This window comes from Pseudomonas sp. B21-053 (assembly GCF_026016365.1).
GTDB classification, from domain to species: domain Bacteria; phylum Pseudomonadota; class Gammaproteobacteria; order Pseudomonadales; family Pseudomonadaceae; genus Aquipseudomonas; species Aquipseudomonas nunensis.
In genome coordinates this window covers 3526659-3543975 of sequence record NZ_CP087205.1, presented here as the reverse complement: position 1 = coordinate 3543975, position 17317 = coordinate 3526659, and the positions used below count along the sequence as shown (strand labels likewise).

Annotated in this window: 12 protein-coding genes; 1 reads left to right on the top strand and 11 read right to left on the bottom strand. The window is 59.6% G+C overall.

The window, feature by feature from the left end:
* Nucleotides 1–31 precede the first annotated feature (31 nt).
* The 10 genes from LOY68_RS16240 to LOY68_RS16195 form a co-directional block, all read right to left on the bottom strand.
* A complete protein-coding gene (locus LOY68_RS16240) occupies nucleotides 32–2989 on the bottom strand; it encodes an autotransporter serine protease (RefSeq protein WP_265045725.1) in 2958 nt (985 codons plus the stop codon).
* A gap of 135 nt (nucleotides 2990–3124) precedes the next feature.
* Nucleotides 3125–4489 carry a TolC family outer membrane protein gene (locus LOY68_RS16235; RefSeq protein ID WP_265045724.1) on the bottom strand — a complete coding sequence of 455 codons (1365 nt, stop codon included), beginning with the start codon at nucleotides 4487–4489 and terminating at the stop codon, nucleotides 3125–3127.
* 2 nt (nucleotides 4490–4491) lie between these two features.
* The gene (locus LOY68_RS16230; RefSeq protein WP_163910112.1) at nucleotides 4492–5841 is read right to left on the bottom strand and encodes an HlyD family type I secretion periplasmic adaptor subunit; all 1350 of its coding nucleotides are present in this window, start codon (nucleotides 5839–5841) and stop codon (nucleotides 4492–4494) included.
* Nucleotides 5838–7616: a type I secretion system permease/ATPase gene (locus tag LOY68_RS16225; protein WP_163910111.1), complete on the bottom strand. Its 1779-nt coding sequence runs from the start codon at nucleotides 7614–7616 to the stop codon at nucleotides 5838–5840. The genes LOY68_RS16230 and LOY68_RS16225 overlap by 4 nt, the downstream gene beginning before the upstream one ends.
* Nucleotides 7617–7829: 213 nt before the next feature.
* Nucleotides 7830–8252 carry an AprI/Inh family metalloprotease inhibitor gene (locus tag LOY68_RS16220; RefSeq protein WP_163910446.1) on the bottom strand — a complete coding sequence of 141 codons (423 nt, stop codon included), beginning with the start codon at nucleotides 8250–8252 and terminating at the stop codon, nucleotides 7830–7832.
* 97 nt (nucleotides 8253–8349) lie between these two features.
* A complete protein-coding gene (locus LOY68_RS16215; RefSeq protein ID WP_265045723.1) occupies nucleotides 8350–9804 on the bottom strand; it encodes a serralysin family metalloprotease in 1455 nt (484 codons plus the stop codon).
* Between the two features lie 557 nt (nucleotides 9805–10361).
* Nucleotides 10362–11447, bottom strand: coding sequence for a polyamine ABC transporter substrate-binding protein (locus LOY68_RS16210; RefSeq protein WP_265045722.1), 1086 nt, complete (start codon nucleotides 11445–11447; stop codon nucleotides 10362–10364).
* A 53-nt stretch (nucleotides 11448–11500) separates the two neighbouring features.
* Nucleotides 11501–11842, bottom strand: coding sequence for a cupin domain-containing protein (locus tag LOY68_RS16205; protein ID WP_163910107.1), 342 nt, complete (start codon nucleotides 11840–11842; stop codon nucleotides 11501–11503).
* Nucleotides 11843–11873: 31 nt separating this feature from the next.
* Nucleotides 11874–13280, bottom strand: coding sequence for an NAD(P)/FAD-dependent oxidoreductase (locus LOY68_RS16200; protein ID WP_265045721.1), 1407 nt, complete (start codon nucleotides 13278–13280; stop codon nucleotides 11874–11876).
* Between the two features lie 50 nt (nucleotides 13281–13330).
* On the bottom strand, nucleotides 13331–14146 hold the full coding sequence (locus tag LOY68_RS16195; RefSeq protein ID WP_265045720.1) for a helix-turn-helix transcriptional regulator: 816 nt from the start codon (nucleotides 14144–14146) through the stop codon (nucleotides 13331–13333).
* A gap of 264 nt (nucleotides 14147–14410) precedes the next feature.
* On the opposite strand from LOY68_RS16195, the gene LOY68_RS16190 reads away from it, so the two are divergent.
* Nucleotides 14411–14686 carry a DUF1652 domain-containing protein gene (locus LOY68_RS16190; RefSeq protein ID WP_054046061.1) on the top strand — a complete coding sequence of 92 codons (276 nt, stop codon included), beginning with the start codon at nucleotides 14411–14413 and terminating at the stop codon, nucleotides 14684–14686.
* A 139-nt stretch (nucleotides 14687–14825) separates the two neighbouring features.
* Here LOY68_RS16190 and LOY68_RS16185 read toward each other — a convergent pair whose 3' ends face one another.
* Nucleotides 14826–17300: a UvrD-helicase domain-containing protein gene (locus LOY68_RS16185; RefSeq protein WP_265045719.1), complete on the bottom strand. Its 2475-nt coding sequence runs from the start codon at nucleotides 17298–17300 to the stop codon at nucleotides 14826–14828.
* Nucleotides 17301–17317: the final 17 nt, after the last annotated feature.

The window sequence follows — 17317 nt, the reverse complement described above, 5'->3', positions numbered from 1 at the left end:
ATCCAGTCCGGCACAGCCACTGGTTAATGTCTTAAAACTGCCAATTGAGGCTCAGCCCCACGCCATGGCTTTTCTCGCGGCTGGCCAGTTGCCCGGTGTAGTCGAGGTTCAGGCGAATGTCGCGGCTCAGCGCGAGACTGGCATGCGCGCCCACCAGTGCGGCATCGCGCACCAACGGGGAACTTTCCACCGCGAACGCCGTGCCGCCGCTGGCAAACGCCAAGTGTTGTTCGGAATCGACGCTGCTCAGGTTGTGCTGCCAGCCGAGGCTGCCGCTCAGGTCCAGTTGTTGCTGGCCGGAGAGGTTTACGGTTTTCAACGCTCGCAAGCCCAATGTGCTGAGCACTGCATCGCGGGTGTCGCCATGGCTCTTGAGTGCGGCGGCATCACCCTTTTCGGTGAAACCTTCGGTGTCGAGGTGCACGTAGGCCAGATTGGCGAACGGCTCCAGCGCCAGCGGATGCAGGTTCAAGCGATACGCTGCTTCGCCGAACACCTGGGTGGAGGCCGCATCGACCTTGGCTTTCTGCTTGGCGCTGACATCGCCGTATTGCAGGTCACGTTTCACATCGGCGCGATGCCAGCTGTAGGCACCGCCCGCGCTCAGGCGCCAGGCACCCAATTCGTGGCCGGCATAGGCGCCCAGGTGATAGCTGTCGACCTGTGCCGAGGAATGCGTGCCTGAACCCATGTTCACCGAGCTATCGCTGTAACCGGCGACCAGACCGATCCGGGTTTGCTCATCCACGGCGCCATCGACACCGGCCAGCAAACCACCAATCGAAGTGGTGTAGCCCGCCGTGTCGTGGCGATCATCAGTCTTGCCCCACGCGCCGAGGGCCTTGATCCAGCCGTTGCTTTGCACACCTTTGGCGTCATTGAGGCGCTCACCCACGGCATCACGCAGATAACGGCTGTCGTTGATCAACACCGAGCCCAGTGCGGGGTAGATTTCCCCCGACAGTTGTTGGAACGCCTGTTGCGCAGACGTGGCGGACGCCGACAGCAACAGGCTTTCGTAGACCGGATTACCCGCGCCCAAGCCTTCCACGGCGCTGGCAACGGAGCGCTGGTTCGGGGTTTGACCGACGCTGGCGAAACTCGTGGCATTGCGTTCCACGTTCAACTGAACGCTGGTTGCCGCGTAATCGAGGCTGCCGCCGATAAACAGGTAATTGGGCAACACTGCGCCGAACTGGCCCTGAATGCCGCCGCCCGCTTGCAGGATGTTGTACTGATGGCCGAGCAGGCTTTGCACTTGTTGGGCGCTGAGCAAGGTCGGGCTGTTTTCCAGGGACAGGCTCACGGTGGCGCCATCGATCACGGCTTGGCCACCCGCGACGATCTGGTCGCTGCTGGTCGGTGACAGTTCCACGGCGTAGGTCGAACCGCGCTCGAAGACCACGTCGCCGGCCACTTGCAAGGTGCCGATGGAATTGCCCGGCGCCACGGTACCGCCGCTTTTCGCGGTGAGTGCGCCAATACGGCCATTGCCGCCGAGGATCCCGCTGTCATTGACGGTGACCGCCGATGTCAGCGAACCGTTCACCGCCAACAGACCACCGTTAACCGTGGTCGGTCCGCGATAGGTGCTGTCGCCCGTCAACATCAAGCGACCGGCGCCGGACTTGATCAGGCTGCCTTCATAGACACGGGTGGCCGCTGCGGTATCCCGCGCTGTGCCCACCGCGTAGTCGGTCTGGTCTTGTTGACTGGCACCGGCCGCCACGCCGTTTTCCCAGCCTTTATCCCTGAGAGTTTGTTGCCAGGCGCTGTGTTCGGCGGCGTCTTCGGCCTGGCGCTGGATCAACGCTTTGTCGCTGATGCCGTTGCTCCAGACATCACTCTGCCCTGCCTCCAGATTGGCGTCGAACGCGCCAAGCAATTGCCCCGGCCCGTGCAGCGCCCGCTCCAGGTTAGCGACGCCCCAGCCGACTTGGGCATTCGGCGCATCAGTGATCGAACCGTCGAGCTGGGTCGCGGTGGTCAGCAGCACTTGCAGCGCCTGCTGGTTGTTCATGTACGGGTAGCGTTCCATCACCAGCGCCAAAGCACCCGTGGCGTGCGGCGCGGACATCGAGGTGCCGGACTTGATCGCATAACCGCCATCGGGAATGGTGCTGTCGATCTTCGCGCCGGGGGTGGTGATGCACCAGTACTTGGCGATCCCGCACTGGTTGTACTTCTGCAGATTGCCTTGATCGAGCCCCGACACCGCCAGCCAATGGCCTTCCAGATCTGGCTGGAAGTACGGCAGCGCCGAACGCACGCTGGCGTTGGGATAGCCGCTGTTGCCGGCGCTGAACACGTTGATCACACCGCGACGGGACACGTCGGCGGCGGCATCCAGCCAGGTGTCTTTGTTGAAGTGCTGGGCGTAGGCCGCGTGCAGGTCGTCGAGGGTTCGATAGCTGACATCCGGCGGCTGACTGCCCCAGCTGTTGTTGATCGCACGCACGCCGGCATCCGCCAGCGCGTCGTACGCCGCTTTGAAATAGCGCGGATCGGGATTCGGGCCGAACAGGAAGCTGTCGGTCTTGTTGGTGTTGGCCACATAGAGTTGCGCGTTGTACGCCACGCCGTGCATGCCGGTGCCATCGCGGGAGGCGCCGATCGTGCCGGCGACGTGGGTGCCGTGGGAATCGTTGTTGGCGTTGAGCGCACCGTTAACGTTGAACGGCGTGCCATCGACGTAGCTGCCGCTGGCCGTGACCGCGTGATAACGGTCTTTGGCGAATTCGGGGTGGGCGGAATCGAAGCCGGAATCCAGTTCACCGATGATCACGCCTTTGCCGGTGATGCCGGCGGCGTAGGCTTGATCGGCCTGCATGCGCGCCAGCCCCCAGTCGCGCTGGAACTCGGCCGAACGCCAACTGGCGGCGTCGCCTGGCTTGCCGGTTTCAAGGTATTGGGCCTGGGCGGGTGCGGGGATGGCCGAAACCAGGAGCAATAGCGTGCCGACCGAAATCGGCTTGATCTGTACGTCCATGTCTTTCTCGCTTTTTTATTTTTGTAGGAGCTGCCGCAGGCTGCGATCTTTTGACGTTTGCAAGATCGCTGGAAAATCAAAAGATCGCAGCCTTCGGCAGCTCCTACGGGGATAGGCGATCTTTCCTTGTGACATTTATCGGGATTTCGGGCCTTGGCCAAACGCCTCGTCAACCTTCGCCAGATCCTGCTCGTTCAACGTCCCGGCGTAGTAATGCAGCTTGGTCCATGCCATCAGGTAGTCGTAGCGTGCCTGAGCCAAATCGCGGCGGGTGGTAAATAGTTGTTGTTCGGCGTTCAGCGCATCGAGGTTGACCCGCTCGCCACCAAGGATGCTTTGCTTGGTCGAGACCACCAGCGCTTCAGCGGAAGCCAGGGCCTTTTGATAGGCGCGCAGCTTGTTCACGCCCGACAAACAGGCGCTGAACTGGCGACGCAGTTCGATCAGGGTTTCGCGGGTCTTGCCGTCGAGGTCGTACTCGGCCTGCTCCATCGTGCGGCTGGCCTGACGGGTCATGGCCGACACCCCACCGCCGGCATACAGCGGCACGCTGACTTCAATACCAATGGTGTTGGTGTCGTAACGCTGGTTGTAGGTGTTGCCGCTTTCCGACTCGTTCTGCCGCACCGTGGCGTACGCGTTGACTTTCGGCAGGTGCCCGGCGCGGTTGCGCTCGACTTCGTAGCGCGCCACTTCCACGGCCTGGCGCTGCGAAGCCAGGTTCGGGTTATTGGCCACGGCCATTTCGTGCCAGGTGTCGTAATTGGCCGGGGTCAGGGCGAAGGTCTGGAAGTTCTGGTCCAGCGGTGACAGGTCGCCGATGTTGAGCGCCGGCACGCCGATCAACGCGCCCAACTCTCGCAATGACGCGTCCTGCTCATCCCGGGCTTCGATTTCCTCGGCCGTGGCCAACTCATAACGAGACTCGGCTTCAAGAATATCGGTGCGCGTGCCCTCGCCCTGGCGGAACATCTGTTCGTTCTGCTGGAACTGTTGCTCGAACGCCTTCTTCTTCGCTAGGGCGATATCGATCTGATCCTGGGCGAACAACGCCTTGGTGTAGTTCTCCAGCACCCGCACCAGCAATTCCTGGCTCTTGCCGCGGAAGGTTTCGTCGGCGAACAGCGACTGCGCCACGCCTTTGCGGTATGACGCATAAGCCTCGTAGTCGAGCAACGGTTGTTGCAGGCTCAGGGTCGAGCCGTAACTGCTGTAGTTGCGGTCATCGGTCTGGTTCTGCCCGCGTTCATTCAGGGCGGTGGCCTTGGACGAGTTGCGACCTTTGTTGTAGTTGTAACCGATCCTGGGCAACAGCCCGGCGCGGCCAATGATGCGGTTTTCCAGTCCGGCATCCCGCTCCTTGATGGCGCCGAGGAACACCGGATCATTGCGCAACGCCTGTTCGTAGATTTCAAACGGCCCCAGGGCCATCGCACTGTTGCAAGTCAGTAACGCCAGGACTGCCCCGAGCATGGAAAGCTTATTCATACAACCGAACATCCTTATTCCTCGGTCAACGCGGAGTTTGCCCGGTCGAGCAACGGCTTGAACAAATAGTTGAGGAGTGAACGCTCACCGGTGCGCACGAACATTTCCGCTGGCATCCCAGGCTTGATCACCAGCCCGTGGAGTTTTTCCATGGCCTGGTCACTGACGCTGCTGCGCAACACGTAATACGGCGCGCCGGTTTTCTCGTCGATCATCTGGTCGGCGGAAATCAGGCTGACTTCACCCGGTACTCGCGGGGTGCGGCTCTGGTTGAACGCGGTGAACAGAATGTCTACCGGCAAGTGCGTGCCGACCTTGTCGATCAGGTTGACCGGCAAGTGCCCTTCCACTTCCAGGGTGGTGCCTTGCGGGACGATCTCCAGCAGGGTTTCACCCTGGCGGACCACTGCGCCTTCGGTGTGCACGCCGAGGTTTACGGCGATGCCGTCAGCGGTGGCGATGATCTCGCGGTGTTGCAGATCGAACCCGGCGGAAGTCAGTTGCTCCTTCAGGGTCACGCTCTTGAGCTGAGCGTCGGCCAGTTGCGTGCGGACTTCTTTCTGGTACTCCTCGATGTGCTGTTGCAGCTTGAGTTTCGCTTCGAGGATGCCCTGCTCTACCCGACCGCTTTCACCGGTGTTCTCGGCCAGTTGTTGCTGCACTTGCGAGAGTTGGCGCTGATATTCCATCAAGCGGTTGCGCGGAATGTAGCCGTTGTCCGCCAGCGGTTGCAGGTTGCTCAGCTGTTGTTGCAGCGAGTTGGCCTGAGCCGTAAGGTCGGTTCGCGCACGGCGCATGCCGGCCAGTTGCGCGCTGGCGCCTTCGATATTGGCGCGCAACCCGCCCTGTTCACGGGCATAGGCTTCGCGGCGGCTGCTGAACAGTTGGCGCTGGCCTTCGAGGACCAATGCCAAACGTGGATCGGCGTCCTTGCTCAACTCGGCGGGGAACGTCACTTGCTTGAGGTTATCGCGCTCACTTTCCCAACGCGCCACGCTGGCCCACGCCATGCGGTATTGCGCCTGCAACGAATCGACGTCGGCGGCGGCCTGGGTCTGGTCGAGCTGGAACAGCGGCTGGCCCTGCTTAACCACTTGGCCTTCGCGCACCAGAATCCGGCTGACCACGCCATTGCCAATCGATTGCACGGCTTTGCGCTTGCCGGATACGACGACGGTGCCCTGCACCGGAATCCCTTGATCGAGCGGCGCGAGGCTGGCCCAAGTGAAGAAACTGCCGGCGCCGACGATCGCGAGGATCCAGCCCATGCGCGCGAAGAATTTGGCGTCGCGTTCCGGGCGCTCGGCGATGTAATCGTGTTCCATCGTTGCTTCGTTTTCAGTGTTCATGCGTGCGCTGCTCATACACCCGAATTCCTTGTCGTGGGCTGATACTGCCGGCTCATGCTGAGCCCGCCCGGTGCCTGCGCCGCTTTCTGTTCCTGATTTGCCGATTGATTGCCGGACAGTGCCTTGAGCACTTCCTGACTTGGGCCGTAAGCCTGCAAGCGACCGTCGTTGAGCACCAACAACTTGTCTGCCTGGGCCAGTGCCGAGGAGCGATGGGTCACCAGAATCACGCTGGTGCCCCTGGCTTTCATGTGCGCGATGGCGCCGGCCAATGCCGCTTCGCCGACGGTGTCGAGGTTGGAATTGGGTTCATCCAGCACCACCAGGCTCGGGTTGCCGTACAACGCACGGGCCAGGGCCACGCGCTGTTTCTGGCCGCCGGACAAACCGCTGCCGTCTTCGCCGAGCACGGTGTCGTAGCCTTGCGGCATGCGCAGGATCAGTTCGTGGACGCCGGCGTGTTGCGCCGCTTCCACGACTTTCTGCGGATCGGCATCACGGAAACGCGCGATGTTCTCGGCGATGCTGCCGCTGAACAATTCGATGTCCTGGGGCAGATAGCCGATGTACGGGCCGAGGTCGTCGCGGTTCCAGCGATGGATGTCGGCGCCGTCGAGGCGCACTGTGCCGCCGAGGGTGGGCCAGACGCCGACCAGCACTCGGGCCAGGGTCGATTTGCCGGAGCCCGAAGCACCGAGCACGCCCAGCACTTCACCGGCGCCGAGGCTGAAGTTGACCATGTGCAAGGTCGCCGCACGTTGGCCCGGCGGGCCGGCGCTGACTTGCTCAAAAGTGATCTGGCCTTTCGGTGCCGGCAGCGCCATGGCTTCGTCGCTGGGCGGATAAGCTTGCAGCAGCGCGTCGAGGCGGCGGTAGGCGAGTTTGGCGCCGCTCCATTGCTTCCACACGGCAATCAGTTGATCGATGGGGCTCAGGACGCGGCCCATCAAGATCGAACCGGCAATCATCATCCCGGCGGTCATGTCACCCTTGATCACCAGCAATGCGCCCAGCCCCAGCACCAGCGATTGCAGGCACAGGCGCAGGGTTTTGCTCAGGGAGCTGATCACCGCACCGGTGTCGCTCGCCTGATTCTGCAAGCCCAGGAAACGCGAATGCACCTGGAACCAGCGCTTGCGCAAGACGCCAAGCATGCCCATGGCCTGGATGGTTTCAGCGTTATGCAAGTGACTGGTGGCCAGTTGGCTGGACTTCTGCGAGAACCCGGCGGCTTCGCCCAGGGGCTTTTTGGTCATCGCCTCGTTGAGGCACGCCAGGCCGATCAGCAGCACCGCGCCGGCCGTGGCCAACACGCCCAACCACACGTTGAACAGGAAAATCACAAACAGGTACACCGGGAACCACGGCGCATCGAAGAAGGCGAACAGCGCGGGGCCGGTGACGAATTGGCGAATGTGGGTCAGGTCCCCGAGGGATTGCCCGGCGTTGCCCTCGCCCTTGAACAGATTGCGCTCGAACGCGGCCTGGTAGACCCGCAGGTTAAAGCGGCGCTCCAATTGGCTGCCGATGCGGATGACGATAAAACTGCGCACGACTTCGAGCATTCCGATAAACACGAAAAACCCGACCACCATCAATGACAGCATCGCCAGCGTCGTTTCGTTTTGCGAAGACAGCACCCGGTCATACACCTGGAGCATATAGATGGAGGGAACCAGCATCAGCACGTTAATCAGTGCAGTAAAACAACCGACGCTGATCAGGATGCTCTTATAGTCGCCCAGTGCCTTGAATAAGGGTGCGGTGCCTGGGGCCTTCGCCATCTTCATTGGTTTTTCCTGAGATGTTAGTACTCGTCAATCTTTGACGAGGTTTCAATTAACTGCCTGCACGTGAGCCCAGGCCTTCTTTGCTAGTTAGTGCTTACAAATGAATAACAACTCTTTCAGATCAAACGAGAGTCAGGGTTATTGATTCGCCGCCTATAACTGCATTGATGGGCTTTATATCCAGCGTTCAGTGCGTCGATCTTGTAATTATGCTTAATGCGCCGAGCGCTTGAGCGTAATGATCAGTCCTGACTTCAAAGTGCTTGTATAGAGCCCTTCGCGTTGTCGGCTGAAAAACACAATTCTTGAGCCTTCCTTACCGGTGATCGAGATCCCGTCGGGCTCGGTGAACCAGCCAATCGCCGGTTCTTCCAGCCAGGCGCTGAGGCATTCGGCGCCGTCACCCAGGGTCTGCTTTGGTTGGAAATCGATGCTGCAAACGTTCGACGGCTTGTCCTGCAATGCCTGGGACTCAGCAGTGTCTTGCGGGGCGTTAAGGGTGGCTTGCCAAAGGCCTGCCAGTTCCGAGGGGTCCGCTAATTTCAGGCTGCTTGCCATGGCTACATCTCCAAAAAACATCATCAGCGTCGCCAATAGCCACGCGGTTGCTTTGTAGGTAACGGCGTTATGGGTCATAGGACTTTTTACTCCGGGGTGTAGCCTCACCCACCGCAGGCACGGATGCAAGGACAGAGCGCGGCGCATGACGCGCCGCGCTCCTTTTCGCCCTGGATCAGGCCACGATGTCCGTGGTTGCTGCCTGGCCAACGGTGCTGACGAGGAAATCAGCCACGCCGTGCCCGGAGAAGTCCACTGCCAGTTGGCTGTTGCCACCCGACGAGGTCAACACTGCGTCGCCTGCCGCACCAGTGAACGAATTCACGAAGTGCACGCCTGCGCCTTTGGTGATGCCGGTCAGGTCAATCTTGTCCAGGCCGCTGACAAAATCGAGGATCTGATCGGCTGCACCTGGCTTGGAATCAGTGCTGGCGGCAAACACGAAGGTGTCCGAACCCGAACCACCCCACAGTTTGTCCGCACCGCCCGCGCCGTAGATCAGGTCGTTGCCGGCACCGCCCTTCAGTTCGTTGGCGACGCTGTTCCCGATCAACAGATCGTTGCCCGAACCGCCGATGGCGTTTTCGATGATTGCGCCCTTGGCGATGGACACGTTACCTACCAGGCCGCCAACGTCGGAGAACGAGGCGTCATTGAGGTTGATCTTCTGGTTTTGGGTAAAACCTGAGAAATCCAGGGTGTCCTTGCCGCCCGCATCCCAGACCGAGAACACGAGTTTGTCGGCGGACGACGAAGCGCTCAGAAAGTCACGACCGGCGTTGGAGTTGAAGCCGTAGGTGGTGTCGCCGGTACGGGTTTCAGTGTTGGCGCCGTAGAGCTTCTGGATGGCCGCGATATCGTCCATCAGCGGGCCGGAAGCATAGGCTTCAACGCCGGCCTTGCTGAAGTTCTGGCTAGTGTTGCTTTCACTCCAGTAGCTCATCAGGCTGTAGCCACGGGTGTCCTGGCCGTAGGACGCGTCGTTGTAGGTCGGGTTGCCTTCGCCGGCGTTGTAGTCGCCAGGGTGAGACAGGCCCAGGGTGTGGCCGATTTCATGAGTGAGCGTCTGACGCCCGTAGTTGTTCACGCCCGGGGTCTTGTTGACGTTGTAGCCGCTGCCGGTCAGGTACCAGGACTGGCCGTCATAACCCGGCTCGGTGCCCGGCAGGAATGCAAATGCCGCTGCGCCGTCCTGACCACCGCTGTAGTTGCCGAAGCTCATGTGCCCGTCGCCGCCCTTGGCCGCTTCGGCAAAGGTGACTTTGGCCACATCGGCCCAGGATTGCATGGCGAGCACGGCCTGGGTTTTTTGCAGGGCGCTGAACTGACTGAAACCGGTGACGCCCAAGCCGCTGAAATTCGAGGTCTGGGACGTCAGAAAGGTGTAGGTCAGTTCGATCTTGCCGCTGCCGTTGAGATCGTGCCAGGCGGCACCGTCACGCAGCAGTTGAGTCGCGGCTTGATCCACCGAGAAGGAGGGTTTGCCATTGACCGTGAGGTTGCCACCCCGGTCGTACTGATGGCTGAAGCTATTGATCTGGTTGAACGCAGAACTCGGCGCGGCCAGTGCTTGCAGTGGCTGGAAGGCCAGTTCGGCGGAATCAATAGCCTTGGCTTTTACTTTCGACATAAACACACTTCCTTGTTAAGCAATGGAACAGTTTTTGTCAGACAGAGACAATCTCTGGCGAGATCGTCCTATCACTCGCCCAATGAAGGCGTAAGAAACCTGACACAATTTGAAATCAAACGTCTACTACTTTTTCAAGGTCAAATTGTTGTGTTCCAGCAAGTGCCCGGAAATAAGGGGGATGGGGTTGGAATATAGTTTTTAGTGCGCGGGGGATGGGCGAATTGTCTGACAATTTCAAATTTAAATATTAAATAGGGGTAAGTTGCTTTTTGTCGAGAGCGTCTCACTTTGTTGAACTTATTAATATGAGTGCCAGTGCATTGCCATCAACTAAATTAAATACTTAGTGAATAGGAGCGGTAGACATAGCGCACATTCAGAAACCGAACTCAGTACCTGTGGGAGCGGGCTTGCTCGCGAAAGCTGATTGGCAGGCAACACGTGCGCTGAATGTAAATCCGCTTTCGCGAGCAAGCCCGCTCCCACAAGGATTGCGGGCTCATCCCCGCCGCTGGCCGGCGTTAACGCAGGTCACTCTGCACAAGAGCGTTGCCTCAACTCCCCGTCCGAATCTTGTTCCACACCCGTGTCCGAATCCGGTCAATGTTCAGCGGCATCGCCTCAAGCGCAAACAATTTCCCCATCATTTCCGGGCTCGGATAGACCTTGGTATCGTTCTTGATCGCCGGTTCAATGAGGCTGTCGGCCTGTGCGTTGCCATTGGCGTAGTGCACGTAGTTGCTGATGCTGGCCATGACGTCCGGGCGCAGCAGGTAGTTCATGAAGGCGTAGCCGGCCTTGTCGTCCGGGGCGTCGGCGGGCATGGCGACCATGTCGAACCAGATGGCGGCGCCTTCCTTGGGAATCGAGTAGCCGATGTCGACGCCGTTCTTGGCTTCCTTGGCGCGGTTTTCCGCTTGCAGGATGTCGCCGGAGAAACCGACCGCTACGCAGATGTCGCCGTTGGCCAGGTCACTGGTGTATTTGGACGAGTGGAAATAGCTCACGTACGGCCGGACTTTCAGCAGCAGTGCTTCGGCTTTTTTATAGTCTTCGGGATTTTTGCTGTGGTGCGGCAAGCCCAGGTAATTCAGCGCTGCCGGCAGCAGCTCCGGGCCGTTGTCGAGGATGGCCACGCCGCACTTCTGCAGTTTCTGCATGTTTTCTGGCTTGAAGATCAAGTCCCAGGAATCCACCGGCGCGTTGTCGCCCAGCACGGCTTTGACCTTGGCAATGTTGTAGCCGATGCCGGTGCTGCCCCATAGATACGGGAAGCCGTGTTCGTTGCCCGGATCGTTGGTCTGCAAGGCTTTGAGCAGCACCGGGTTGAGGTTTTTCCAGTTCGGCAACTGACTCTTGTCGAGTTTCTTCAAGGCCTTGCCTTCAATCTGCCGGGCCATGAAGTGGTTGGACGGAAACACCACGTCATAACCGGATTTGCCGGTCATCAACTTGCCGTCGAGGGTTTCGTTGCTGTCGTAGACGTCGTAGGTGAAGCCGATACCAGTTTCTTTCTGGAAGTTCTTGGTGGTGTCCGGGGCGATGTAGTCCGACCAGTTGTAGATTTTGACTGTTTCGGCCGCGTGGCCGAGGGTCGCGACGAGTGCAAGGGGCGCCAGGGTCAGTGTCTTTCGGATCATGAGTCGATTCCTGTAGGGGCTATTGTTATTGGCAGGCAATCAAAAGATCAAAATCAAAAAATCAAAACGTAGGTCTTGCGCACGGTTTCCTGGATATCCCAGATACCGAGACTGTTGGCTGGCAACATCAGTGCATCGCCGGCTTCTATGTGAAGGGTTTCACCGCCATCAGGGGTAAAGGTGCAGCGGCCCTGAATGAAGTGACAGAACTCCTGGGCCACGATTTGCCGGCGCCAGCGGCCGGGAGTGCATTCCCAGACGCCGGTTTCGACGCCGTCGTCGCGCTCGACGCTGGTGGTCGAGGCCACCGCCACTGGGGTTCCCAATGGCACGGCGACGGGGTTGGATTCGTCCAGTTTCAGGGTGGCGGTGTTCTTGAATTGCGTGATGCCCATGGGAGTACCTGTCGATGAGAAAGAACGCTGTTTAGTGCATGAAACCTTCCATGAACCCCGCCACGCCGCTGGCGAGTTTGCGCCGCCAGGGTGCGGTGGCCGGGTTTGCAAGAGTCTGGTCTTCGTGGACGAAGCTGCGGATGATCGCGTTGTAGCCCAGCCAGCGGCAGGGTTCCGGCTCCCAGGCTTTCAGCGCATTGAGGCCGCCCTGCGGGATGACCCAAGGCTGACGCACCAGCTCGGTATCGCGCTCCAGAATCAGATCGGCCAGGGTTCGCCCGCCCAAATTGCTGGCACCGACACCCTCCCCGCCATAACCGCCAGACAACGCGATGCCAGTGGCCCGATCGCAGAGCATGTGCGGCTTGAAATGTCGGGACATGCCCAAATTGCCGCCCCAGGCGTGGGTGATGCGCACGTTCTTGAGTTGCGGGAACAGTTCGACGAAGAGGTAACGGCGCAACTCGACTTCGCTGGTGGTCAGGTCGAAGTCATGGCGCAATTTACCCGCGAACTGATAGCCACCCCGAGCGCCGAACACCAGGCGATTATCGGCGGTGCGCTGGCCGTAGGTGACCTGGCGGCTGCTCTCGCCGAAGGCCTGGCCACGGCTCAAGCCGATTTCGTCCCACGTCGCGGCGGACAATGGCTCGGTGGCCACAATCAGGCTCTGTACCGGTAATTGATAACGTCCCAGGGGCGGCAGCGTGACGGCGTAGCCTTCTACCGCAGGCACAATCCAGCGACTGCGCACCTGAGCTTTGGCCGTGCGCAAACTGCCGGACTGCCACTGAGTGACCGGGCTGTTCTCATAGATCTTGACGCCCATACGCTCCACCGCCCGAGCCAGGCCACGCACCAGTTTTGCCGGGTGAATGGTCGCCACGTGCGGTGCATAGATACCGCCATAAGGCTTGGCGATTCTGATCTGTTGCGCCAATTGCTCGGGGCTGAGCCAGCGGTAATCGTCTTCGGTCAGGCCCTGGCCGTGCAGTTTGTCCAGATAACTGCGCAGGCCGGCCTCCTGCTCTGGATACCGCGCCGCACAATACAGAACGCCACCTTTGCGGTAATCGCAGTCGATGCCTTCGCGTTCGAGGACGATCTCTACTTCATCGGGAATGCTGTGCAGCAGCTCAAACGAAGCGCGGCGTTGTTCGGGCGAGAGCCCGGCGAGCAAGCGGTCCTCACCCAGCAGATTGCCCATCAGCCAGCCGCCATTGCGGCCCGAGGCGCCAAAACCGGCGGTTTGCGCCTCGACGATGGCGATCTCAAGGCCTGGGGCCAGGCGCTTGAGGTAGTACGCGGTCCACAGCCCGGTGTAGCCAGCGCCGATGATGGCAACGTCGACGTCCAGGTCCTGTTCCAAGGCGGGACGCGCCAGCAACGGCTCGTCGAGTTGATCCATCCATAAACTGATGTTGCGCCACGCCGGCATACCAGACTCCACCACTCAAACTTCGATGGCGTCGATCCTAGAGCGTGACCTCAGAGGCTGTCTTGCGCGCGTGCACGCAAAGAAATTTGTTTGACGTAGGCCTTGGGCGATTGGCCGGTGTGCTGACGGAAACAACTGTAGAACGCCGACAGCGAGTTGAAGCCAGCGGCAAACGCCAGCTCATCGACCCGCAATGGTGGCATGGCCTGGTCCAGCGCCGCGAGCAAATGCTGCAGGCGCGCCTGGTTGACGTAGCGATAGAAGCTTTGCCCAAGCACTTGGTTGAGCAGGTAGGAAATCTGATTGCGGCTGTAACCGCACTCCTTCGCCACCCGCTGCAAATCGAGTTCGGGGTCCAGGTAAGGTTGCTGGCGCTGAAAATACTGCTGCAGGTCTTCGGCCATAAAGCTCAGTTGGCGCGGTGACAATCCAAGCCGGCTGGCCGCCGGACGCAGGTTATTCGGCGTTTTACTCGGCGGCTGTTCACGCACCAGCGACGCGTATTCGTTAACACGCCAGATCAAGCCGTCACGCACGGTGATCGCTTCGCTGGAGCGAAACGACACCAGCCCATCGGTGCCGCGCAGGGTCATCTGGTATTGAATGAACGCGGTATTGCCGTCCAGGCGAATGCGATCCGAATGCTCCAGCGCTTCGCCGGGATTGCGCGGCATGCTGTCGCGTACGTACTCGCGCAATTCGTCCAGGCCCATCACGCGGTTCTGGAAATAGTCGCTGTACTGGATGTCCGGGTGATACAGCGCCATGACGCCTTCCAGGTCCCGGTGTTTCCAGCACAGGTGGTAGCGCATGACCGTCTCGCCCGTGGCGTGGGTTTGCAGCGGACCATCATCATCGGCGTGCATAAAGGGCTCTGTGAAATAAACCGAGCTTGCCCAACTTGGGCCTCGGCTTCAATGGCCGAGCAATGATGGCCTTTTGGCGATGAATGCCCGAGGCGTGACCCATATCAAAAAAAATCGAACCAATCGCTAAACGGACTGAAAAAATCCACATGGTTTTCACATCTGGATGCTACTTTTAAATGCATTCACCGGTTGAACCATTGAAGGTTCTACCCCTCCTCACATGAGCTAAAGGAAGCGCTCGATGACTAAGGCGGGCAACACATGAACAAAGGGTCATTCAGCAAAGTCACCTTTCCAAACGCCTGCCAGCTGATGCGCTGGCATTTTCATCCCATGGGTTTCGAGGCGAGCATGGACGCGCCGGGCAGCATGATTGCCCGTCTTTTTGACCGTGCCAGTGGCGAAACCATGATCGCCATTGCCGGCATTCCTTGCGCGACCGTGATGAATGCCGCGGATGTAGAACGAATAATCGAAGCGGTGGAAGATGAACTCGAAACGTTCATTCCGCCGGTGGCGCTCAGGAGTTATGCCTGAGGTTGATGGCAGATAACAAGAAGCCCACAGGATGTGGGCTTTTTTGTGGGTGGAAGATCAAAAGATCGCAGCCTTCGACAGCTCCTACAGGGAATTGAGTACACCTGTAGGAGCTGCCGAAGGCTGCGATCTTTACAAATCACACCGTTTTTTGAACTTGCCGATGATCCGCAAAGAATGCCTTGCCCTTACCGACCTTGTCGGACGCCTTGGGCATATTGACGGCTTGGCCGTCCTGGCCATCGACGTACCAGTAGCAATGACTCACCGCCCGGGTGATCCCGACATAAGCCAACCGCAGAATCTCGTCTTTCTGCGCGGTGTCATAAGCCTCGCTGTCCCCAGCCTTGCCCAGTCCGGCCATGCGATACACCTGGTTCTTGTAAGGCGAGCTGGTCAGATGCTGGCAATCGCCCAGCAAGAACACAGCGTCCGCCTGAAGCCCTTTGGCGCTGTGATAGGTCAATTGCTTGAGCCGGCGAGCGTCGTACGGCAAGCTAGAATCAACATTAACTACTGACTGAATGTGCTGTTCTATCAACAACTTATCGCTACTTTTTCGATAAAGCATCAAGATTGAATCACCGCGCCGGTAGTGTTCCATCAGCCGCTGCGCCATGCCCTGGTCATCGCGGTCCAGCACGTTCACCGGCTGGAGCGCCTTGGATTCCCCGCTGGCTTTTGCCTTTTTGCCAGGGATGGCTGGCGCGGCTCGCACGATGTGTTCGGCGGCATCAATGATGTGCTGATGACTGCGGTAATTGTCGCTGAGCATGACCCGAGTGGTGCTCGGCGACGGGAATTCCTTGTTGAACTCCATGAAGTACGTCGGCGAACTGCCGCGCCAGCCATAGATCGACTGCCAATCATCGCCGACACACAGCAACGAGGAACGCTGCGCACCACGCCCTACATGCATCGCCGGACCACGACTGCGGATCTCGGCCAGACTGGCGCGAATCCAGGAGACAATCTGCGGCGATACGTCTTGAAATTCGTCGATCATCAGGTGCGACAGCGGCCGGAGCAGCTCGTCGCTCAACAGTTTCAGGTTTTCGGGCGAATGTTCGCTGAACAGGGCAAACATCCGGTTGTAGGTCATCACCGGCGGTTTCTGATCAAGCAAATGATCTTCCAGGGCGCGCCAGAACAGGCTCAAGGCTTCAAAGAAAAACCGGTCCGGGTCGTCCTTGGCGAAATTCATACGGCCCACGGCATCTGGCACGTCCAGCCCCAGGTTCTCGATAAACCCGGCGGCAGCGACGAAACAGTCGAGCAGCGGCGAGGAGCCCAGCTCACCCTTGACCTTGTAATCGAACCCCGGCCCGGCACTGGCATCCCCGGCCAACGAGGCCAAAACCCGCTTTGACGACTCGTATGAATCTAACCATATCAAAGGCTTACGACAGAAAGCTTGAAACAGGGTGCGCTTTGCTGCCCACTCGGCGCGCACCGTCAGCTTGGCATTCGGACGGCTGACTTGCGGGTTTTCCCGAGGATCGAAGCCCAACACCAGCCAGGCATCCAGACTTGGAATGTAGCCATGGCAATGAAAGGTCGAGCCGTTGATATCGAACGTCTGACGATTCGGCTCGATGCCCTTGATCGGCCAGGCGCCCGCGCGAAACCACAGGTCTTCAATCGTGTCACAGAGTTCTTCATCGCGCTTGGCCGCCAGTTCGGTCACGGCCACGCGCTTCTGTACATCCGGGTGATCGCGCTCCAGCTCCTTGAGCTGCAAGGCGTGACGGGATAACGGCAGGATCAGCTCACGGAAGCGTTCGTTGTTGGTAAACAAGGCGTGATAACAAGCATTGAGCTGCTGGCGCTGGGCGTCGTTGATTCGCAGGTCGAAGGGATTGCTGTCGACCTCCTCGTCGCCGTTTTGTGGGCGATTGCTGAGATTTTCGAAAGCTTGCAGGCGTTCGAACCCCGGCAAGCTACGGACCATCGGCAGAATCCGCGAGTGAAAGGTGCGCATCAGGTCCCGGGCGTCTTTAAGGCCGAGCGTCCGGCCCCACAAGCCAAACAGCTCGATCAGTTTGTTGATGAAGTCTTTGCGCGATTCGCGGGTGAAAGTCACCACAGTCATCGAACTCAATTCGAACCCTAAATAGTGGGTCAGCAACAGAATGCGCAGCACCAGGGTCGTCGACTTGCCTGCGCCCGCACCGGCGATCACCGAGGTCGAAGGTGTATCGCTGAAGATCATCTTCCATTGCGCAACGCTGGGCTGAGCATGAGCAGGCAGCAGTCGCGCGACATCGGCCTTCATGCGTTTCTTGATCTCGGCATTCAACGGCAGCCGCCAATCATCGAACAGGTTGTCATCGACATTCGGCGGTCGGTGCTCGGTGGAGCGCGAGTCGCGGATCAACAACACCTGCCGGCCTTCTTCCAGCCCTTCGAGCTTGCCTTCCTTGAAGCCGTAATCCACCCCGGCGCTGTGACCGCTGCGAAAGCCGTCAGCTTGCCCGTGCAGCCATGACGCACGGTGTTGCGCGCGCATTTGGGTCAAGCCATACCCGAAAAATCGGGCGGCCAGGCGCTTGAGCCAAGGCATCTCAGTGAGGGGACGAAGTTCAGGTGGGAGATCGGGGGTGTGTTGCGGCACGCGGACGGACTCCAGGG